Here is a 21,763-nt window from a genome sequence, read left to right on the forward strand (position 1 = left end):
TGGCCAAGACTAGATCATTCCCACGACAACATCGTTCCCGAATATAGCGTCGCTCCTGAGTGACACCGCGATTGTGGCGAGGGAGCTTGCTCCCGCTCGGCGACGAAGTCGTCGCAAAATCAAAGCCCTCGGCGTGCCTGCAAGGGTTTGGGGCTGCTTCGCAGCCCAGCGGGAGCAAGCTCCCTCACCACAAGAGCGGTGCATCCCTTACAAGGGTTTGGGGCTGCTTCGCAGCCCAGCGGGAGCAAGCTCCCTCGCCACAAGAGCGGCGCATGCCCTACACGGCGACACCATGGGTTTTGAGAAAGGCAATAAACGCCTCTTCATCCATGACCTTCACGCCCAGCTCGTTGGCCTTGGTCAGTTTCGACCCGGCACCTGGACCGGCGACCACACAATGGGTTTTCGCCGAGACTGAACCGGCGACCTTGGCGCCAAGGCTTTCGAGGTGATCTTTAGCCACATCCCGGCTCATCAGCTCGACCTTGCCGGTCAGCACCCAGGTTTCCCCGGCTAACGGCAGGCCTTCGACGACCTTCTTCTCGCTCTGCCAGTGCATGCCAAAATCGCGCAGCTGTTGCTCGGTTTGCTCGGCCAGTTGGCGATGCTCGGGCACGGCAAAAAATTCGCGCACCGAGTTGGCCTGTTTCTCCGGCAACGCCTGACGCATGTCCAGCCAGTCAGCGTTCATCACCGCTTCGAGCGAACCGAACTTGTCTGCCAGTTTTTGCGCGCCACCGGGACCGACGAAAGGAATATGCAGCTTGTCGAGCAAGCCGCCCAGCGTGGTGCTGGCGGCGAACTCGGCGCCCAGTTCGCCCTGATCCTGAATTTGCAGGCCGTGGCCCAGCAATTGGGTGATCACCTGCTGGTTGTGCGCGTCTTCAAAGAAGCTGTGAATCTCATGCGCCACTTCCAGGCCGACGTCCGGCAGGTAGGTCAGCACGTGCGGCAAGGCCTGTTGCACGCGTTCCAGCGACCCCAGCGAGCGCGCCAGCACCTTGGCCGTTTCTTCGCCAACATCGGGAATCCCGAGGGCGTAGATGAAGCGTGCCAGCCCCGGTTGCTTGCTGTCTTCAATGGCCTTCAAAAGCTTGTTGCTGGAGACCTCGGCGAAGCCTTCCAGATCGACGATGTCATCGAATTTCAACGCATACAGATCGGCCGGCGAGTTGACCAGACCTTCATCGACCAGTTGCTCGACGCTCTTGTCGCCCAGCCCTTCGATGTCCATCGCCCGGCGCGAGACGAAGTGAATGATCGCCTGCTTCAGTTGCGCGCCACAGGCCAGCCGCCCAACGCAGCGATACACCGCGCCCTCGCTGACGGTTTCCTTGCCCTTGCTGCGTTTGACCAGTTGCGTGCGTTCAACGTGCGAGCCGCACACTGGGCAGCTTTCAGGAATGGCGACCGGGCGCGCATTATCCGGGCGACGCTCGGTGACCACTTGCACCACCTGCGGAATCACGTCACCGGCGCGGCGGATGATCACGGTGTCACCGATCATCAAGCCCAGACGCGCGACTTCGTCCATATTGTGCAGCGTGGCGTTGGCCACAGTGACGCCGGCGACTTTCACCGGTTTCAGACGCGCCACCGGCGTCACCGCGCCCGTGCGGCCGACTTGAAATTCCACATCGAGCAATTCAGTGAGTTCTTCCATCGCCGGAAACTTATGCGCAATCGCCCAGCGCGGTTCGCGGGCGCGAAAGCCCAGCTCACGCTGGTCGGCAATGCTGTTGACCTTGAACACCACGCCATCGATTTCATAGGCCAGCGCATTGCGCCGTGCACCGATGTCGCGGTAGTACTCGAGGCATTCGTCGATGCCCTTGGCCAGCTTCAGTTCGTGACTGATCGGCATGCCCCACTTTTGCAATTGCTTGAGGTTGCCAATGTGGGTGTCGGAAATATCGTGGGAGACCTGGCCAATGCCATAGCAGCAAAATTCCAGCGGCCGGTTGGCAGTGATTTTCGAATCCAACTGACGCAGGCTGCCCGCCGCCGCGTTGCGCGGGTTGGCGAAGGTCTTGCCGCCAATCTCCAATTGCGAAGCGTTGAGGCGTTCGAAACCGGCCTTGGACATGAATACTTCACCGCGCACTTCCAGGGTCGCCGGCCAGCCCTCGCCGTGCAGCTTCAGAGGAATGTTGCGCACGGTGCGCACATTGACGCTGATGTCCTCGCCGGTGGTGCCATCGCCACGAGTAGCGCCGCGCACCAGCAGGCCGTCCTGATACAGCAGGCTGACCGCCAGGCCATCGAGCTTCGGCTCGCAGCTGTACTCCACCGCCGCGCCGCCACCGAAGAGATCGCCAGCGGGGATATCCAGACCTTCGGTCACGCGGCGATCAAATTCGCGCATGTCGGATTCTTCGAACGCGTTGCCGAGGCTGAGCATCGGGATTTCGTGACGCACCTGGGTGAACGCGGTCAGCGCCATGCTGCCGACGCGCTGGGTCGGCGAGTCGCTGGTGATCAGTTCCGGGTTGGCCGCTTCCAGTGCTTTGAGTTCGTGAAACAACCGGTCGTACTCGGCGTCCGGAATGCTCGGCTCATCGAGGACGTGGTAACGGTAGTTGTGCTGATCGAGTTCAGCGCGCAGCTCTAGAATGCGGATTTTGGCGGCGGTCATGGGTGTTCTCTCATAAAGCAAAAGAGCAGCCGAGGCTGCTCAATTTCTAATCAAATCGCTCAAGGCTGTAGACCCTGTGGCGAGGGAGCTTGCTCCCGCTCGGTGGCGAAGCCGCCGCAAATTCGGGGTCGCTTCGCAACCCGGCGGGAGCAAGCTCCCTCGCCACAGCCTTAGCGCTTCTGGGTCAGGGCGCGGCGTTCGAATTCGACGATGCGCTGACGGTAATGTTCGATGGTCTGCGCGGTCAGGACGCTGCGCTGGTCATCTTTCAGTTCGCCGTTCAGTTCCTGCGAGAGCTTGCGTGCTGCCGCGACCATCACGTCGAAGGCCTGCTTCGGATGACGCGGGCCTGGCAGGCCGAGGAAGAAGCTCACCGCCGGGGTGCTGAAATGGTCAATGTCGTCCAGATCGAAGATGCCCGGCTTGACCGCGTTGGCCATGGAGAACAGGACTTCACCGTTGCCCGCCATGCTTTCGTGGCGGTGAAAGATATCCATTTCGCCGAAACGCAGACCGCTTTCGAGGATGTTCTGCAACAGCGCCGGGCCTTTGAAGCCGGCCGGGTCACGGCAGATCACGCTGATGACCAGGACTTCTTCGGCTTGCGGCTGATCTTTTTCCGCCACGGCCGCTGCAGGTTTGCTGTCGTCGGCAAAATCGTCGTCCCGGCTGCTGAAGCTCGGGCCGCCGTCCAGATCCAGGTCGAGGTTCAGGTCGCCCTGGGCCGGACCGTTGCTGCCGCGCTTGCCACGCTTGGAGCCGGATTCGCGCGGCTCGCGGGCTTCGCGATTGGGCATGCTCACCGACGGCAGATCGTGCTCGTCCAGCTGCGGCTCCTTGTGCGTGTCCAGCACACGGGCCGGGCCCAACAGCTCGGCGCCGGTGTCCTCGTCGGGCAGGTTGGACAGACTTCGGTCAAGACGGAATTTCAGTTTTCCCTTGCCGCCGCGCATACGGCGCCAGCCATCGAAAAGAATACCGGCTATCACAATGATGCCGATGACGATCAGCCACTCGCGCAGACCGATTTCCATGTAATCCCGTGCCTCTATAAAAAATGCTGAAAAATAAGGGGTTTACACTGCGTAAACCGCTTTAAAACGTGGCGCCAACTCTATGTTCTGACAGGCGTTTTGCCCACGTATACGAAAAATTGACATTAAACTAGCACGATCAACGGCTTCGCAGCTACAAGCTTGAAGCGCCAAGCTACAAGCCGTCCACTTGCCGCTTGGAGCTTGGAGCTTGTAGCTCGTAACTTACAGCTGCGCCGCTAGGCGTCCACCATCGCCATCGCCTCCTCGACATCCACCGCCACCAGTCGCGAGCAACCCGGTTCATGCATCGTCACACCCATCAACTGTTCGGCCATTTCCATGGCGATCTTGTTGTGGGTGATGTAGATGAATTGCACGGTCTGGGACATTTCTTTGACCAGGCGCGCGTAGCGTCCAACGTTAGCGTCATCCAGCGGCGCGTCAACCTCATCGAGCATGCAGAACGGCGCCGGATTCAACTTGAAGATGGCAAAAACCAGTGCCAGCGCGGTCAGGGCTTTTTCCCCGCCGGAGAGCAAATGGATCGTGCTGTTCTTCTTCCCGGGCGGCTGCGCCATGATCGTCACCCCTGTATCGAGTAGATCTTCGCCCGTCAGTTCCAAATACGCGCGCCCGCCGCCGAAAACTTTTGGGAAAAGCGCCTGTAAACCGCCATTGATCTGATCAAAGGTATCCTTGAAACGGTTACGGGTTTCCTTGTCGATCTTGCGGATGACGTTTTCCAGGGTGTCTAGGGCTTCGACCAGATCGGCGTCCTGTGCGTCCAGATAACGTTTACGCTCCGATTGTTGCGTGTATTCGTCGATGGCCGCGAGGTTGATCGCGCCCAGGCGCTGAATCCGCGCATTGATGCGTTCGAGTTCTTCTTCGGCTTCGCGTTCACTGGCTTGCGCCGTCAAGGTCGCGAGGACGCCGTTGAGGTCGTAGCCATCTTCGAGCAGTTGATCCTGCAAGGCCTTGCGGCGCACGGTCAGGGCTTGCCATTCCATGCGCTGTTGTTCGAGCTGGCCGCGAATCAACTGCGATTGCTGCTCGGCCTGGGTGCGGCGTTTTTCCGCGTCGCGCAGTTCGCGGTCGGCGTCTTCCAGGGCGATCTGCGCGGTCTTGAGTTCTTCATCGACGGTCATGCGCTTGTCGAGCAGTTCTTCGAGCTTCAGGCGCAGCTCTTCCAGCGGCGCCTCGCCCTCCTCCAGATTCAGGCTCAACTGCTCGCGCTTTTCGGTGAGGCGCTCGGCCTGCATTTCCAGACGCTCCAGCGCCTGACGCGTGGAGTCGTGCTGGACGCGCAACGAGCCAAGACGCACGGCCAGTTGATGGGCGTGATCCTTGTGCTGCCGCGCTTCCTGACGCACGCGGTCGAGGCGTTCGCGCAGGCTGTCGCGCTGGGCCAGCAGCAACTCGCGCTGCTCGGTGTCCAGCGCCATGGCATCCAGCGCTTCCTGCAATTGCATGCGTGCTTCGCCGACTTGTTCGTGCTCAAGCTCGCGCTGCTCGCCAAGCTCGACCAGCTCTTCATCGAGACGAGTGCGGCGCAAGGTGAGCTGCTCAGCCTTGGCTTTGCCCGCTGACAATTGCGCTTTCAGTTCACCTTGCTGGCGCGCTTCGTCTTGCAGCAAACGGCGCAGATGTTCGCGACCGTTTTCCTGCTGACGCTGTTGTGCGCGCAGGGTTTGCAGACGGGTTTCCATGGCCTCGACCGTGGCTTCGCGCTCTTCGCGTTCCAGCTGCAAATCTTCGATTTCCTGGCCGCGGGCGAGCATGCCGCTTTCCGCTTCGCTGGCCCGGCGCACGCGCAGGAAGTGCCGACCGACCCAATAGCCATCGCGGCTGATCAGGCTTTGGCCGTCGCTCAACTGACTGCGCAAGGCCAGCGCCTGCTCCAGACTGTCGACCGGTTTGACCTGACCAAGCCACGGCGACAGATCGATCTGCGCCTCGACTTTATCCAGCAGACTGCCCGCCACGCGCATGCCATCGCTGGCCGGGCTGAGCAGGCGCAGATCGCCCTGAGTGAAACCGGACAAATCGAAGCCGCTGAAATCATCGACCAGCACCGCTTGCAGATCGGCGCCGAGCACGGTTTCCACCGCCAACTCCCAACCAGCCTCAACCTTGAGACCTTCGGCCAGACGCGGTCGCTCGGCGAGGTTGTGTTCTTTCAGCCATTCAGCGGTGCCGGTGCCCGGATCGAGCGCGGCTTGCTGCAAGGCTTCCAGCGACGCCAGACGTCCGTTAAGCCGCTGCAAATCACCCTGCGCCTGTTGCTGCGCGGTCAACGCCTGCTGCAACTCCTGACGCAATTGTTCAAGTTTTTCGACCTGCGCTTCTTCGCTGGTCTGCAAATCTTCCAGGGTTGCTTCGGACTCGGCGAGCTGCTCGTTGAGCGCCATGATCGCCGCATCTTCAGGGTCGGCCGAGAGCAACGCGCGCTCCTCAGCGAGGCGCTTCTGCCGATCGGCCAGACGCTCCATGCTGCTTTCCAGCTGCTGAATGCGCGACTGCTGCACTTCGGCCTGGCGACGCGGTTCGGCGGCGGTCAGGTTGAAGGTATCCCACTGCTCCTGCCAGCCGTGCATGGTGCTTTCGGCTTCTTCCAGGGCAGCGGCGGCTTCCTCGGCGGCGGCGCTGGTGACTTCCTGCTCGGGGGTGAGCATGTCCAGCTCTTCGCCGAGGGTCAGCAACAGCGTGCGGTCGTGGCCCAGGTGCGATTCGGTTTCCAGGCGCGCGCGTTCGGCTTCTTTCAGATCGTCCTGCAACTGGCGCAGACGCTGCTGACCGTGCTGGATGCTCTGCTCAACCCGGGCGATGTCGCCGCCGACCGAATAGAAGCGTCCCTGCACCAGATTGAAGCGCTCGGACAGCTCGTGATGGCCGTCGCGCAGGCGTTCGATGGCCGCATCGGCATTACGCTGCTCGGCGACCAATGCTTCGAAGCTGACTTCCTGGTTGCCGATGATCGACTCGCGCTGGCCGACCTGCTCGTTGAGATCCTGCCAGCGCAGGGCCGACAGTTGCGCCTTGAGCTGACGCTCTTCGGCCTTGAGTTCCTGATACTTTTTCGCCGCCTCGGCCTGACGGTGCAGGCGTTCGAGCTGGCGCTCCAGCTCTTCGCGCAGGTCGGTCAGGCGGGCGAGGTTCTCGTGGGTACGGCGGATACGGTTTTCAGTCTCGCGGCGACGCTCCTTGTACTTGGAGATGCCCGCCGCTTCTTCGATGAAGTTGCGCAGGTCTTCCGGCTTGGATTCGATCAGCTTGGAGATCATCCCCTGCTCGATGATCGAGTAACTGCGCGGGCCGAGGCCGGTGCCGAGAAAGATATCGGTGATGTCGCGACGACGGCACTTGGTGCCGTTGAGGTAATAGGTGGTCTGGCTGTCGCGGGTGACTTTGCGGCGAATGGAAATTTCCGCGTAGGCCGCGTATTCGCCCAGTAGCGTGCCGTCGGAGTTGTCGAAGACCAGCTCGATACTGGCCTGACTTACGGGTTTGCGGCTGGTCGAACCGTTGAAGATGACGTCGGTCATCGACTCGCCACGGAGGTTCTTCGCCGAACTTTCGCCCATCACCCAGCGTACGGCGTCGATGATGTTCGACTTGCCGCAACCGTTCGGCCCGACGACCGCCGCCATGTTACTGGGGAAGTTCACCGTGGTCGGGTCGACGAAGGATTTGAACCCCGCCAGTTTGATGCACTTTAGCCGCACGCTTAAGCAACCGTCAGCGCAGACACCACCAGATCACAACTGCGCTGGGCGTACGCCGTCAGCGCGATGCGGATCTGCGGCAAATCACGGGCGAGCACGGCGGCGAGCAAGCGTTCGAACAGTTCGAGGAATTCGCTCATTTCCGCCTTGCGCTGTTCGAGCGCGAGGAAATACGCGCGACTCATCGCCGGTTGCAGGTTCTCGACGGTTTCCTGCAGGTACGGGTTATTGGCAAACGGATAGGCGGCGCGCATCACCGCGAAGCTGTCGTCGACGAAGGTGCGGATATCGCCACGTTCGTAGCTGGCGGTCAGGCGCTGCTGAATCTGTACGAACGGCGCCATGTCCGATTGAACTTGCCAGCCGTTGGCGACCGCATTGCCGAGCAGGATGTACAGCTCGCTCATCAACGTGCACAGACTCTGCACCTTGTGCGGCGTCAGCTCGGTGACATGAGCGCCACGACGCGGCAGGATCGCGATCAGGTGACGGCGCTCGAGGATCAGCAAGGCTTCGCGGACGGAACCGCGACTGACGTTGAGCGCCAGCGTGACCTTCTGTTCCTGGATGCGCTCTCCTGGCTTCATTTCGCCGCGAATGATGCGTTCGGCGAGGTGGTGAGCGATTTGCTCGGCGAGGCTGTCCGGCGCCTTGAACGTCATGGTTGTCCTTCAAACTCTATCGATCTGCACAAGCGGCGCAGTGTAGCGCAAATGCACGGTCATGGCGGAGTGCCCACTCAGCGGTTTTTGGCACGAATCCCGCAAAAAAGCGCAGTGACCGATGAAGGTCAATACTGAATAGACACGCTGTTGATCGACGAAACGGATTTTCCTGACCTTTAAGTCAGAAAACCATTGACCGAAAAGTCAGACCTGCTAAATTCGGTTCACGTCGGTTAACAACAATAATGAGTCTGCGAGGCCTTCCGTGATCCAGTTTTTACTAAACCAGGAACTCCGTAGCGAGCATGCCCTGGACCCGAATCTGACCGTGCTCAATTACCTGCGCGAACACGTGGGCAAGCCCGGCACCAAAGAGGGTTGCGCCAGCGGTGACTGCGGCGCCTGCACCGTGGTGGTCGGCGAGTTGCAGATAGATGACGCGGGTCGTGAACACATTCGCTATCGCAGCCTCAATTCGTGCCTGACCTTCGTGTCGTCGCTGCACGGCAAACAACTGATCAGCGTTGAAGACCTCAAGCACAAGGGCGAACTGCACAGCGTGCAAAAGGCTATGGTCGAGTGCCACGGCTCGCAATGCGGTTTCTGCACCCCCGGTTTCGTCATGTCGCTGTTCGCCCTGCAAAAGAATAGCGATGCGCCGGACCCGGCCAAGGCCCACGAAGCGTTGGCCGGCAACCTCTGTCGCTGCACCGGCTACCGGCCGATTCTGGCGGCTGCCGAACAATCCTGCTGCGGCAAACCAGCGGATCAGTTCGACGCCCGCGAAGCCGAGACCATTGCCCGCCTCAAAACTATCGCGCCGACCGATATCGGCGAACTCAACAGCGGCGACAAGCGCTGCCTGGTGCCGCTGACCGTGGCCGATCTGGCCGATCTCTACGACGCTTATCCACAGGCGCGGCTGCTCGCTGGCGGCACCGATCTGGCGCTGGAAGTCACCCAGTTCCACCGCACCCTGCCGGTGATGATCTACGTCGGCAACGTAGCCGAAATGAAGCGCATCGAAACGTTTGAAGACCGCATCGAAATCGGCGCCGCCACCGCCCTCTCCGACTGCTATGAAGCGTTGACCGCCGAGTACCCGGACTTCGGCGAACTGCTGCACCGCTTCGCCTCGTTGCAGATCCGCAATCAGGGCACCCTCGGCGGCAACATCGGCAACGCCTCGCCAATCGGTGACTCGCCACCGCTGCTGATCGCGCTCGGCGCGCAGCTCGTGCTGTGCAAGGGCGAAACCCGTCGCACCCTGAACCTGGAAGATTACTTCATCGACTACAAAGTCACCGCGCGCCAGGAAAGCGAGTTCATCGAAAAGATCATCGTCCCGCGTGCCCGCGCCGAACAACTGTTCCGCGCCTATAAAGTTTCCAAGCGTCTCGACGATGACATTTCCGCCGTGTGCGCCGCATTCAACCTGCGCCTGGAAAACGGCGTGATCAGCGACGCGCGCGTGGCCTTCGGTGGCATGGCCGCGATCCCGAAACGCGCCGCGCATTGCGAAGCCGTGCTCAATGGCGCGCCCTTCAACAACGCCGTGATCGAGCGCGCCTGCGCCGCCCTGGCCGAAGACTTCACGCCACTCTCGGACTTCCGCGCCAGCAAGGAATACCGCCTGCTCAGCGCGCAGAATCTGCTGCGCAAATACTTCATCGAACTGCAAACACCGCACATCGAGACTCGGGTGACCGCTTATGTCTAACCATCACGCCGTAGAGAAAACTCAGGCTGAATTGGCCGAACTGTTCGCCAAGGAACTGACCACCGGTGTCGGTCGCAGCGTCAAGCACGACAGCGCCGCCAAGCACGTGTCCGGTGAAGCGCAGTACATCGATGATCGCCTGGAATTTCCCAATCAACTGCACCTGTACGCGCGTCTGTCGGACCGCGCCCACGCGAAAATCATCAGCATCGACACGCAGCCGTGCTACGCCTTCGAAGGCGTGCGCATCGTCATTACCCACGAAGACGTGCCGGGCCTGAAAGACATCGGCCCGCTGATGCCGGGCGACCCGCTGCTGGCGATCGATGACGTGCAGTTCGTCGGCCAACCGGTGCTGGCGGTCGCGGCGAAAGATCTGGAAACCGCACGCAAAGCGGCGATGGCGGCGATCATCGAATACGAAGATCTCGAACCGGTGCTCGACGTCGTCGAAGCGCTGCGCAAACGCCATTTCGTGCTCGACAGCCACACCCATCAGCGTGGCGATTCAGCTTCGGCGCTGGCCACGGCTGAACACCGCATTCAGGGCACGCTGCACATCGGCGGCCAGGAGCACTTCTATCTGGAGACGCAAATCTCTTCGGTGATGCCCACCGAAGACGGCGGCATGATCGTCTACTGCTCGACGCAGAATCCGACTGAAGTGCAGAAACTGGTCGCCGAAGTGCTCGACGTGTCGATGAACAAAATCGTCGTCGACATGCGGCGCATGGGCGGTGGTTTCGGTGGCAAGGAAACCCAGGCCGCCAGCCCGGCGTGCCTGTGTGCGGTGGTCGCCCACCTCACCGGCCAGCCAACCAAGATGCGCCTGCCGCGCGTTGAAGACATGCTGATGACCGGCAAGCGCCACCCGTTCTATGTCGAGTACGACGTCGGCTTCGACAGCAGTGGGCGCCTCCACGGCATCAACATGGACCTGGCCGGCAACTGCGGTTGTTCGCCGGACTTGTCCGCGTCGATCGTCGACCGGGCGATGTTCCACTCGGACAATTCGTACTACCTCGGCGATGCGACCATCAACGGTCATCGCTGCAAGACCAACACCGCGTCGAACACCGCGTATCGCGGTTTCGGTGGCCCGCAGGGGATGGTTGCGATCGAGGAAGTGATGGACGCGATTGCCCGTCACTTGCAGCTTGATCCGCTGGCGGTGCGCAAAGCCAACTACTACGGCAAGACCGAGCGCAACGTCACGCATTACTACCAGACCGTCGAGCACAACATGCTCGAAGAGATGACTGCCGAACTGGAAGAAAGCAGCCAGTACGTCGAACGCCGCGAAGCGATCCGCCGCTACAACGCCAACAGCCCGATCCTGAAAAAAGGCCTGGCGCTGACCCCGGTGAAATTCGGCATTTCCTTCACTGCCAGCTTCCTCAATCAGGCCGGCGCGCTGATCCATATCTACACCGACGGCAGCATCCACCTGAACCACGGCGGCACCGAAATGGGTCAGGGCCTGAACACTAAAGTCGCCCAGGTCGTGTCTGAAGTGTTCCAGGTTGAAATCGATCGCGTGCAGATCACCGCGACCAACACCGACAAGGTGCCGAACACCTCGCCGACCGCTGCGTCGAGCGGCGCGGATCTCAACGGCAAAGCCGCGCAGAACGCTGCCGAAACCATCAAGAAGCGCCTGATCGAATTTGCCGCACGCCACTATAAGGTCAGCGAAGAAGACGTCGAATTCCGCAACGGTCATGTGCGCGTGCGCGAGCAGATCATGACCTTTGAAGCGCTGGTCCAGCAGGCGTATTTCAATCAGGTGTCGCTGTCGAGCACCGGGTTCTACAAGACCCCGAAAATCTATTACGACCGCAGCCAGGCACGCGGCCGCCCGTTCTATTACTTCGCCTTCGGCGCGGCGTGCTGCGAAGTGATCGTCGACACCCTGACCGGCGAGTACAAGATGCTGCGTACTGACATTCTTCACGACGTCGGCGCCTCGTTGAACCCGTCGATCGACATCGGTCAGGTCGAAGGCGGTTTCGTGCAAGGCATGGGCTGGCTGACCATGGAAGAACTGGTCTGGAACAACAAGGGCAAGCTGATGACCAACGGCCCGGCCAGCTACAAGATCCCGGCGGTGGCGGACATGCCGCTCGACCTGCGGGTGAAACTGGTGGAGAACCGCAAGAACCCGGAAGACACGGTGTTCCATTCCAAAGCGGTCGGTGAACCGCCGTTCATGCTCGGGATTGCCGCGTGGTGCGCGATCAAGGATGCGGTGGCGAGCCTCGGTGATTATCGGCATCAACCGAAAATCGATGCGCCGGCGACGCCGGAGCGGGTGTTGTGGGGGTGTGAGCAGATGCGTCAGCTGAAAGCGGTGAAAGCGGCCGAAGCTTTTGAAACCGAGCTGGCTCCGCTCTAGGACCGAGGCGCGGCCAATCGCCGGCAAGCCAGCTCCCACAGGGTTTTGTGGTGCTCACAGAATCTGGATTCAACACAAATCCTGTGGGAGCTGGCTTGCCAGCGAAAAGGCCCGCACAGACAACGATGTTGTAGGGGTGAACTATGTACAACTGGATCGACGCCCTCGCCGACCTGCAGAATCAGGGCGAGCCCTGTGTGCTGGTGACGATCATCGAAGAACTCGGCTCAACGCCACGCAATGCCGGCTCGAAAATGGTCGTGAGTACCAACCGGACGTTCGACACCATTGGTGGCGGCCATCTGGAATTCAAAGCCATGCAGATCGCCCGCGAGATGCTCGCCAGCGGCAAGCAGGACACCCATCTGGAGCGCTTCAGCCTCGGCGCCAGCCTCGGCCAGTGCTGCGGCGGCGCCACAGTGTTGCTGTTCGAACCGATGGGCCAGGTGCAGGCGCAGATTGCCGTGTTCGGTGCCGGCCATGTCGGTCGCGCCCTGGTGCCGTTGCTCGCCAGCCTGCCCTGCCGGGTGCGCTGGATCGACTCGCGCGCGGCCGAGTTTCCCGAATACATCCCCCACGGCGTGCGTAAAATCGTCAGCGAAGAGCCGGTGGATGAAGTCGATGACCTGCCCGCCGGCAGCTACTGCATTGTCATGACCCACAATCATCAGCTCGATCTGGAGCTGACCGCCGCGATCCTCAAGCGCAACGATTTCACCTGGTTCGGCCTGATCGGCTCGAAAACCAAACGCGCCAGGTTCGAGCACCGACTGCGTGATCGCGGCTTCGACGCCAGCGTCGTGCAACGCATGCGCTGCCCGATGGGCATCGCTGAAGTCAAAGGCAAATTGCCTGTGGAAATCGCCATTTCCATCGCCGGCGAAATCATCGCCACCTACAACGCCAGTTTCGGCCAGCACAGCGCCCGCGCCGAACCGATTGCTCGACTGCTACCCGCCTCGCGCCGCAGTCAGGCCGCCAAACTCAAAGCCTCAAACTGATTAGAGAACCCTCATGCCTCTGACTCGCAAAGCCTACCGCGCCGCCATCTTGCACAGCATCGCCGACCCCGCCGAGGTCGGCATCGAAGCCTCTTACGAATATTTCGAGGATGGCTTGCTGGTGGTCGATGACGGCAAGATCAGCGCCCTCGGCCGCGCCAGCGACCTGCTGCCGACCCTGCCGGCGGATATCGAGATCAACCATTATCAGGATGCGCTGATCACTCCGGGCTTCATCGACACGCATATCCACCTGCCGCAAACCGGCATGGTCGGTGCCTACGGCGAGCAATTGCTCGACTGGCTCAATACCTACACTTTCCCGTGCGAAAGCCAGTTCGACGACAAGGCGCATGCCGACGAAGTGGCCGACATTTTCATCAAGGAACTGCTGCGCAACGGCACCACCACCGCGCTGGTATTCGGCAGCGTGCACCCGCAATCGGTGAACTCGTTTTTCGAAGCGGCCGAAAAGCTTGACCTGCGGATGATCGCCGGCAAGGTGATGATGGACCGCAACGCCCCGGACTACCTGACTGACACTGCCGAAACCAGTTACGTCGAGAGCAAGGCGCTGATCGAGCGCTGGCACGGCAAGGGTCGTTTGCACTATGCGGTGACGCCGCGTTTCGCACCGACCAGCACCCCGGAACAACTGACCCTCGCCGGGCAGTTGCTGAGCGAATACCCGGATCTGTACATGCAGACCCACATCAGCGAAAACCTTAAGGAAATCGAATGGGTCAAAGAGCTGTTCCCGGAGCGCAAGGGCTACCTCGACGTTTACGATCACTACCAACTGCTCGGTGAACGCTCGGTGTTCGCCCACGGCGTTCATCTGTGCGATGAAGAATGCGCGCGGCTGGCGCAAACCGGTTCGGCGGTCTCGTTCTGCCCGACGTCGAACCTGTTCCTCGGCAGCGGTCTGTTCAACCTGCCGATGGCCGAGAAGCACAAGCTCAATGTCGGCCTGGGCACTGACGTTGGCGGCGGTACCAGTTTCTCGCTGCTGCAGACCTTGAACGAAGCCTACAAAGTGATGCAGTTGCAAGGCGCACGCTTGAGTCCGTTCAAGTCACTGTACCTGGCGACCCTGGGCGGCGCGCGGGCGCTGCGGCTGGAGGACCGGATCGGCAACCTGCAACCGGGCAGCGATGCCGACTTCCTGGTGCTGGATTACAACGCCACGCCGCTGCTCAGCTATCGTTTGAAGCAAGCCAATAACATTGCCGAGACGTTGTTTGTGTTGATGACGCTGGGGGATGACCGGACGGTGGCGCAGACATATGCTGCGGGGGCGCTGGTGCATCAGCGCTAAGCTTTCCCAAGGCATAAAAAATCCCCCGGTACTTTTCACTCCGGGGGATTTTTATTGCCTGTCAGATTGCTATCGCTGGCAAGCCAGCTCCCACAGGTTTTTCGGTACATCACAGATCGCGCGAGCCCCACAAAACCCTGTGGGAGCTGGCTTGCCAGCGATTGGGAGCAACTCGGTCTACCTTAAAGCTTGGCGCTCGACCGTCCCGGCTTCTTGGTCTGCAACAAATGCGAAAACACTGCATGCAGGTCATCCGACGCGCCTTCCTCGTCAAGGTTGAGCTTGCTGTCGATGTGATCCATGTGGTGCATCATCAGATTCACCGCCAGCTCAGCGTCGCGCTTCTCGATCGCGTCGATCAACTGGGTGTGCTCGTCATACGAACAGTGCGAACGGTTGCCGCTTTCATACTGGGCAATGATCAGCGAGGTCTGCGAGACCAGGCTCCGCTGGAAGCTCACCAACGGTGCATTTTTTGCCGCTTCGGCCAGTTTCAGGTGGAATTCGCCCGACAGACGAATGCCGGCGCCGCGATCACCACGGGAGAAACTGTCGCGCTCGTCATTGACCATCTGCCGCAGTTCGGCGATTTGCTCGGTGGTGGCGTGTTGCACCGCCAGTTCGGTGATGGCGCGCTCGACCAGACGACGGGCCATGAACACCTGACGCGCTTCTTCAACGCTCGGGCTGGCAACCACCGCGCCACGGTTGGGCCGCAACAGCACGACGCCTTCATGGGCCAGACGCGACAGCGCGCGGCGAATGATGGTGCGGCTGACCCCGAAGATTTCCCCCAGCGCTTCTTCGCTCAATTTGGTGCCGGGCGCCAGGCGCTGTTCGAGGATCGCCTCGAAGATATGCGCGTAGACAATATCGTCCTGGGTTCCGCTGCGGCCGGCTTTGCCTGCTCGCGGTTGTTTCTTGAGGGGTTGCAACTGTTCGTTCATGGGCACTCGAGTCGGGAAAACTGCGGCGAATAGACCGTGACTGTAATACGGCACAGTAGGTCGCTGGCAAGTATCGCGTAAAAAACAGCGCGATTGTACACAATGAATGGTGGCAACACGACTGTACGGCTATTTGCGACTTCGGCTGTATTGCAACGGTTTGTCAGGTTTGAGTTTAGGCTTGATCGCAGAATCCGCCTTCTACGCACAATCCCTGTAGGAGTGAGCCTGCTCGCGATGGCGGTGTGTCAGTCGAATTATTGCTGAATGACACACCGCCATCGCGAGCAGGCTCACTCCTACAGGGGATTGCGTCAAAGGGGAGATCTTCACTGGTATAAGGAACACCGCCGTCATGACCGACGCCACCCACACCCGACTGCGCCCCCTCGCTGACACTTCGGCTTCCGCCCTCGTCGCCGGCTTCATCGCGATGATGACCGGCTACACCAGTTCCCTGGTGTTGATGTTCCAGGCCGGGCAAGCGGTCGGCCTGACCAGCGGGCAGATTTCCTCTTGGATCTGGGCGATTTCGATTGGCATGGCGGTGTGCTCGATCGGCCTGTCGCTGCGCTATCGCACGCCGATCACCATCGCCTGGTCAACGCCCGGCGCGGCCCTGCTGATCACCAGTCTGGGCGGCGTGAGTTATGGCGAGGCCATCGGCGCCTATATCACCTGCGCGGTGCTGGTGACGATCTGCGGGCTGACCGGCAGCTTCGAACGGCTGGTGAAAAAGATTCCGGCCTCGCTGGCGGCGGCGTTGCTCGCAGGGATCCTGTTCAAGATCGGCAGCGAAATCTTCGTCGCCGCGCAACACCGCACCGGGCTGGTGCTGGGGATGTTCTTTACCTATTTAATAGTCAAGCGCCTGTCGCCGCGCTATGCGGTACTCGCCGCACTGCTGATCGGCACCGCGTTGTCAGGCTTCATGGGGCTGCTGGATTTCAGTGGTTTTCATCTGGAAATCGCGACACCGGTATGGACCACGCCACATTTTTCCCTGGCCGCAACCATCAGCATCGGCATCCCGTTGTTCGTCGTGGCAATGACGTCGCAGAACATGCCAGGAATCGCCGTGTTACGTGCCGACGGCTACACCGTGCCCGCCTCGCCGCTGATCACCACCACCGGCATCGCTTCGCTGCTGTTGGCGCCGTTCGGATCCCACGGCATCAACCTCGCGGCCATCAGCGCGGCGATCTGCACCGGCCCGCATGCCCACGAAGATCGCAACAAGCGCTACACCGCGGCGGTGTGGTGTGGAGTTTTCTACGGGATTGCCGGAGTATTCGGCGCGACGCTGGCGGCGTTGTTTGCCGCGTTACCCAAAGAACTGGTGCTGTCGATTGCCGCGCTGGCGCTGTTCGGCTCGATCATCAACGGCTTGAGCATTGCCATGAGCGAGGCGAAGGAACGGGAAGCGGCGTTGATCACCTTTATGGTCACGGCGTCGGGGCTGACGCTGTTTTCCATTGGTTCGGCATTCTGGGGGATTGTTGCGGGGGTGTTGACGCTGGTGATTCTGAACTGGAACAAGCGTTGACTGTATAAAAGCTTCGCGAGCAGGCTCGCTCCCACAGGTAATTCGAGTCGCTCAGGTGAATCGTGTGGGAGCGAGCCTGCTCGCGAATGCGTCCTGCAGGACGACAACCCTGGCAGGCAGGCATAAAAAAACGGCGACCCTCAGGTCGCCGTTTTTTTCAGTATCACTTCGCCGCGTTGATCGGCTTTTCCGGATACCAAACGTCCAGCAACGGGCTGACTTCGTACTTGGTCAGCTCGGAGCGGTTTTTCAGCCAGGCTTCAACGGCAGCGCGCTGCTCTTCGTTGACCGAGCCACGCTTCTGCAGGCACACCAGACCGAAGTCGTCGCCGCCAACATAACCCAGACCGTTGGCTTCCATGGCTTCTTTGATGAATGCTTCGAGGAAAGCGTCAATGGCTTCTTCGGACAAGTCTTCTTTGAAGTCCAGGTTCAGTTCGAAACCCAGCTCTTGAAATTCATCAACGCACAGTTTTTTGCGCAGACGCTGGGAACGGTTAGTCGCCATTGGAACAATCCTCTTAAGTAATAACGGCCGGCACTTTACCAGTTTAAGCCAGCGATTGCCCGACTCTCTGGCCGCTGTGGCCGACCGCCTGTAAAAAAATAACGTATTGGCCGCCCCTGACACGGCACAAGCTGTAACAGCTTGGGGCATAATGCCGACACTTTCATGACCACTGAGGACCTTTTCATCCATGTCCTCGTCTTTTTTCCCCTCTTCAGCAGGGTTTTATTTCATATGATCAAATCGTTGCGTCCACTGCTTCTCGCCGGTCTTCTTCTGCCTCTGGCCCTACCCGTTTGCGCTGCCACCATCAACACCTCTCTCACTCCGAACGTCGAAAAAGCCCTCAAGGCCAGCAAGCTGCAACCCAGCGCACTGTCATTGGTCATGGTGCCGCTTGACGGTCCGGGCACGCCGACCGTGTTCAACGCCGATGTGTCGGTCAACCCGGCCTCGACCATGAAACTGGTCACCACCTATGCGGCGCTGGAAATGCTCGGCCCCAACCATCAGTGGAAAACCGAGTTCTACACCGACGGCGACCTGAGCGGCGGCATTCTCAACGGTAACCTCTACCTCAAGGGTGGCGGCGATCCGAAGCTGAACATGGAAAAACTCTGGCTGTTGATGCGCGACTTGCGCGCCAATGGCGTGACCCAGATCACCGGGGATCTGATCCTTGACCGCAACTTCTTCGTGCAGCCGCAACTGCCGGAGTTCAACGATGACGGCAACGACGAGAACAAGCCGTTCCTGGTCAAGCCCGACTCGCTGCTGGTCAACCTCAAGGCCCTGCGCTTTGTCGCGCGCAACGACGGTGGCCGCGTATTGATTTCGGTAGAGCCACCGATCGCCAGCATCCGCATCGAAAATACCGTCAAGGCGCTGCCGTCCAAACAATGCACCGGCGGCGTACGCTACAACCCGGTGCCGCAGGCCGATGGCAGCGTGACCGTGACCGTTGGCGGTCAGTTGGGCGAAGGCTGCAGCTCGCAGACTTACCTGTCGCTGCTCGACCACGCGACCTACACCGCCGGCGCCGTTCGCGCGATCTGGAAAGAACTGGGTGGCAGCATCCAGGGCAAGGATCGTCTGGCGCCGACACCGAGCAGCGCCAAGCTGCTCGCCCGCGCCTATTCGCCGGACCTGGCGGAGATCATCCGCGACATCAATAAATACAGTAACAACACCATGGCCCAGCAGCTGTTCCTCAGCCTCGGCCAGCGTTTCCGCAACGAAGCTGACGGTGATGACGCCAGGGCAGCGCAGCGCGTGGTGCGTCAGTGGCTGGCGAAGAAAGGCATCACCGCACCGCATCTGGTGATGGAAAACGGCTCCGGTCTGTCGCGTGCCGAGCGGGTCAGCGCACGCGAGATGGCGAACATGCTGCAAGCCGCCTGGCACAGCCCGTACGCCGCCGAATACATCAGCTCGCTGCCAATCGCCGGTACCGACGGCACGATGCGCAAACGCCTGAAAACCACGGCGATGCGCGGTGAAGCGCACGTCAAGACCGGCACCCTGAACACCGTGCGGGCGATTGCCGGTTTCAGCCGTGATGTGAACGGCAACACCTGGGCGGTGGTGGCGATCCTCAACGACAAGGCACCGTTTGGCGCCTCGTCGGTGCTCGATCAGGTCCTGCTGGACTTGTATAAACAGCCGAAACTGCCACAGACCGCTTCGGCCCTGTAATTACCGAATCATCAAAAGGATTTTGTGGCGAGGGAGCTTGCTCCCGCTGGGCTGCGCAGCGGCCCCAACATCTCGTGAGCGCTGCGCACTCAAGCGGGAGCAAGCTCCCTCACCACAATGACCGGTTTCTACAAGGGATCGGCGTGACGGCTCAGTTCATCGGCCGCTCAACCCGGTCGCGGCCATTCTGCTTCGCTGCGTATACCCCCGAGTCCGCACGCAGTAACAAGGCGTCCGCGCCCTCTCCCGGGTGCCAACTGGCGATGCCGAAGCTGGCGGTGACTACGCCGACGACATCTACCGGTGCACTGCGCAAGCCCTCCCACAGTTCCATCGCGAGCATGTAAGCGTGCTCGGCGTCGATGTCCGGGCACAGCACCATGAATTCTTCACCGCCCAACCGGCAGAACACGTCAGTGCGGCGCAGGCGATGGCCGATGCGTTCGCACACCGCTTGCAGCACCCGGTCTCCGACCGCGTGGCCGTAGTGGTCGTTGATGCGTTTGAAATGGTCGATGTCGAGCATGATCACCGATAACTCGCCGCCGCCACGCTCGACCCGGGCCATCTCGGTGGTCAGGCGCTCCTGGAAGTAGCGGCGGTTGTAAATGCCGGTCAATGAGTCGGTCACCGACAACGCGCGCAACTCTTCCTCCACGCGCTTGAGGTCGGAAATATCCGAAATGTAGCCATGCCAGAGGACGCCACCGCCCGGCAGCTCTTCCGGCGTTGCCTCGCCACGTACCCAGCGCAGGCCTCGCTCAGGTAATTGCACACGGTACTCCTCGCGCCACGGACTGAGACTCTCCGCCGAAGTGCGGATGGAGGTGCGCACGCGCGTGACGTCCTGAGGATGGATCCGCGTGAAAATCGCCTCAGCGTCGAACAACAGCACGTCGGGCTCCAGCTCGTAGATCTCGCGGATGCCATCGCTGGCATAGATCACGCTGAAACGCCCGTCGAATTCCATTTTGAATTGATAAATACCTCCGGGCACATGGGCACTCAGCTTCTTGAGCAGTACATCGCGCGCGGCCAAGACTTCGTGCACGCGCTTGCGCTCGGTGATGTCGATGCAAATCGCCAGATGCCCGACCCACAAGCCCTGTTCATCCAGCACCGGCGTGGCGAGCATGTTCACCGGCAAATGGCTGCCATCGCTGCGCACCAGCGTCCATTCACGGGCTTCGTGACCGCCGACTTCGCCGCCCTCAACCAACATCGCGTGGCAGGTGGGGATGCTTTTGCCGTAACGCACACTCAACTCCGCCGCCCGCGCCGACAGCTCGCGGGGCAGGTGCAGGTTTTCCAGAGTCATGCGCCCGACCACGTCGGCACTGCTGTAACCGAGCATCTGTTCGGCGCCGGGGTTGAACGTGCTGATCACGCCACGCAGATCGGTAGCGATGATTGCCACTTGGGTGGCGGCATTCAATACTCCGCGTAACTGGCCGTGGGTGCCGCGCAGTTCCTGCTCACGCGCGTGCAGCTCCTGGGTGCGCAACTGGACCAGGCGCAATGCGCGCTGACGCTGACTGACCAGCACATACAACAAGGCACTGAGCAGCACGCTGAGCAGCCCGCCGAGAACGATCACGCTGCCAACCGACGAATGGTTGGCCTGCATAAAGGCGTAGCTGGGCAGGATATCGACCTGATAATCATGATCGGCCATGCGCACCAGCCGGGTCGCCGACAAATCACCGGGTATCGCCTCATTGGTCGACTCGAACAATACTTCGTGCTGATCATGGGTCGACAGGTCGAGGATGCGCACCGAGAGGTAATCGTGGAGCGCATCGGGCAAGCCGTCCGCCAGCAACTGGCGCATGCTGATCACCGCCATGACGTAGCCAAACGGCCGTGACTGCCCCGCACGGCTCACCGGCGCCAGCAGCAGCACACCGCGTGCGTAGGACGGCTCGATACCCACCAGATGCATAGGTTGCGACACCACCAGACCGCCAAGTCTGTCTGCCCGATCGAGGGCGTCACGACGCAGCGGTTGAGCCAGCAGATCGTATCCGAACGGTGCGGGGAGACGGCTCTGCGTCTGGCTGTACAACACCGCCACGTACTCGTCGCGACGTGCCGCCAGTTCCAGTTCACCGTGTTCGTTGAGTTCGCGAACAGTGAAGGCGCTCAGGCCTTCCTCGCGCACACGCTGCTCAAACGCCGATCGTTCGGCGTCACTGACCCGTAGCGCAAACGAGTAGGCCTGGGTGCGTAGCAACAAAGGTTGGGCGTAACCGTCGAATTCAGCGCGGGTCACCGATTCGGAATTGGCGAAGAAACGGCGCAGGCTGTCCAGACGCTGTTCCTGGTCCTGGAAACGCTCTTCGATGCGGCTGTAACGTTCATTGGCCAGCAGTTGAAAGCGCTGGCGCGATTGTTGCTCAAACTGGTTGAAGGTGCCCCACGCGAGCAGCCCCGTGAGTATCCCGCCGGCAAGCAATACCAGCAGCGCGACCAGCCAGGCCGAGACGTCTTCGCTGATAAAACCCAGGATTTTGGGGCGCACGGGGTGTAACGACATAAAGACAACTCACTACGCCAGCATTCATGGGAAAA

At 60.7% G+C, this 21,763-nt stretch carries 13 protein-coding genes; 6 read left to right on the forward strand and 7 right to left on the reverse strand.

Features of this window, described 5'->3' with window-relative positions; all coding sequences use genetic code 11:
- Positions 1-277 precede the first annotated feature (277 nt).
- From ligA to HU743_RS20490, 4 genes are all read right to left on the reverse strand, one after another.
- Positions 278-2,635, reverse strand: coding sequence for an NAD-dependent DNA ligase LigA (gene ligA, locus HU743_RS20475; RefSeq protein ID WP_186650868.1), 2,358 nt, complete (start codon positions 2,633-2,635; stop codon positions 278-280).
- Between the two features lie 170 nt (positions 2,636-2,805).
- The gene (zipA, locus tag HU743_RS20480; RefSeq protein WP_186650870.1) at positions 2,806-3,669 is read right to left on the reverse strand and encodes a cell division protein ZipA; all 864 of its coding nucleotides are present in this window, start codon (positions 3,667-3,669) and stop codon (positions 2,806-2,808) included.
- A 239-nt stretch (positions 3,670-3,908) separates the two neighbouring features.
- A complete protein-coding gene (gene smc / locus HU743_RS20485; RefSeq protein ID WP_186650872.1) occupies positions 3,909-7,397 on the reverse strand; it encodes a chromosome segregation protein SMC in 3,489 nt (1,162 codons plus the stop codon).
- 2 nt (positions 7,398-7,399) lie between these two features.
- Positions 7,400-8,059, reverse strand: coding sequence for a GntR family transcriptional regulator (locus HU743_RS20490; RefSeq protein WP_186650874.1), 660 nt, complete (start codon positions 8,057-8,059; stop codon positions 7,400-7,402).
- Between the two features lie 268 nt (positions 8,060-8,327).
- Here HU743_RS20490 and xdhA point away from each other — a divergent pair, with 268 nt between their 5' ends.
- The 4 genes from xdhA to guaD all read left to right on the forward strand — a co-directional run bounded on the left by xdhA (position 8,328) and on the right by guaD (position 14,496).
- Positions 8,328-9,782 (forward strand): xanthine dehydrogenase small subunit, encoded by a 1,455-nt coding sequence (gene xdhA, locus HU743_RS20495; protein WP_186650875.1) that lies wholly within the window; start codon positions 8,328-8,330, stop codon positions 9,780-9,782.
- Positions 9,775-12,177, forward strand: a complete 2,403-nt coding sequence (gene xdhB, locus HU743_RS20500; RefSeq protein ID WP_186650877.1) for a xanthine dehydrogenase molybdopterin binding subunit — start codon at positions 9,775-9,777, stop codon at positions 12,175-12,177. Before xdhA ends, xdhB begins: the two co-directional genes overlap by 8 nt.
- Before the next feature lie 143 nt (positions 12,178-12,320).
- Entirely contained in the window at positions 12,321-13,178 is an 858-nt protein-coding gene (gene xdhC, locus HU743_RS20505; protein WP_186650879.1) for a xanthine dehydrogenase accessory protein XdhC, read from the forward strand.
- 13 nt (positions 13,179-13,191) lie between these two features.
- Positions 13,192-14,496 carry a guanine deaminase gene (gene guaD / locus HU743_RS20510; protein ID WP_186650881.1) on the forward strand — a complete coding sequence of 435 codons (1,305 nt, stop codon included), beginning with the start codon at positions 13,192-13,194 and terminating at the stop codon, positions 14,494-14,496.
- 182 nt (positions 14,497-14,678) lie between these two features.
- Here the strand turns inward: guaD and HU743_RS20515 are convergent, their stop codons facing one another.
- On the reverse strand, positions 14,679-15,443 hold the full coding sequence (locus HU743_RS20515; RefSeq protein WP_186551559.1) for a GntR family transcriptional regulator: 765 nt from the start codon (positions 15,441-15,443) through the stop codon (positions 14,679-14,681).
- A gap of 355 nt (positions 15,444-15,798) precedes the next feature.
- Here HU743_RS20515 and HU743_RS20520 point away from each other — a divergent pair, with 355 nt between their 5' ends.
- Positions 15,799-16,989 (forward strand): benzoate/H(+) symporter BenE family transporter, encoded by a 1,191-nt coding sequence (locus HU743_RS20520; protein WP_186650882.1) that lies wholly within the window; start codon positions 15,799-15,801, stop codon positions 16,987-16,989.
- Between the two features lie 163 nt (positions 16,990-17,152).
- Here the strand turns inward: HU743_RS20520 and HU743_RS20525 are convergent, their stop codons facing one another.
- The gene (locus HU743_RS20525) at positions 17,153-17,497 is read right to left on the reverse strand and encodes a YggL family protein (protein ID WP_016773843.1); all 345 of its coding nucleotides are present in this window, start codon (positions 17,495-17,497) and stop codon (positions 17,153-17,155) included.
- 234 nt (positions 17,498-17,731) lie between these two features.
- Here HU743_RS20525 and dacB point away from each other — a divergent pair, with 234 nt between their 5' ends.
- A complete protein-coding gene (gene dacB / locus HU743_RS20530; RefSeq protein ID WP_186650884.1) occupies positions 17,732-19,192 on the forward strand; it encodes a D-alanyl-D-alanine carboxypeptidase/D-alanyl-D-alanine-endopeptidase in 1,461 nt (486 codons plus the stop codon).
- 151 nt (positions 19,193-19,343) lie between these two features.
- Here dacB and HU743_RS20535 read toward each other — a convergent pair whose 3' ends face one another.
- Complete coding sequence (locus HU743_RS20535) at positions 19,344-21,728, reverse strand: GGDEF domain-containing protein (protein ID WP_186650886.1); 2,385 nt, start codon at positions 21,726-21,728, stop codon at positions 19,344-19,346.
- Positions 21,729-21,763 lie beyond the last annotated feature (35 nt).

It is taken from the genome of Pseudomonas sp. SWRI99 (assembly GCF_014270125.1).
In the GTDB taxonomy this organism is placed as follows: domain Bacteria; phylum Pseudomonadota; class Gammaproteobacteria; order Pseudomonadales; family Pseudomonadaceae; genus Aquipseudomonas; species Aquipseudomonas hamedanensis.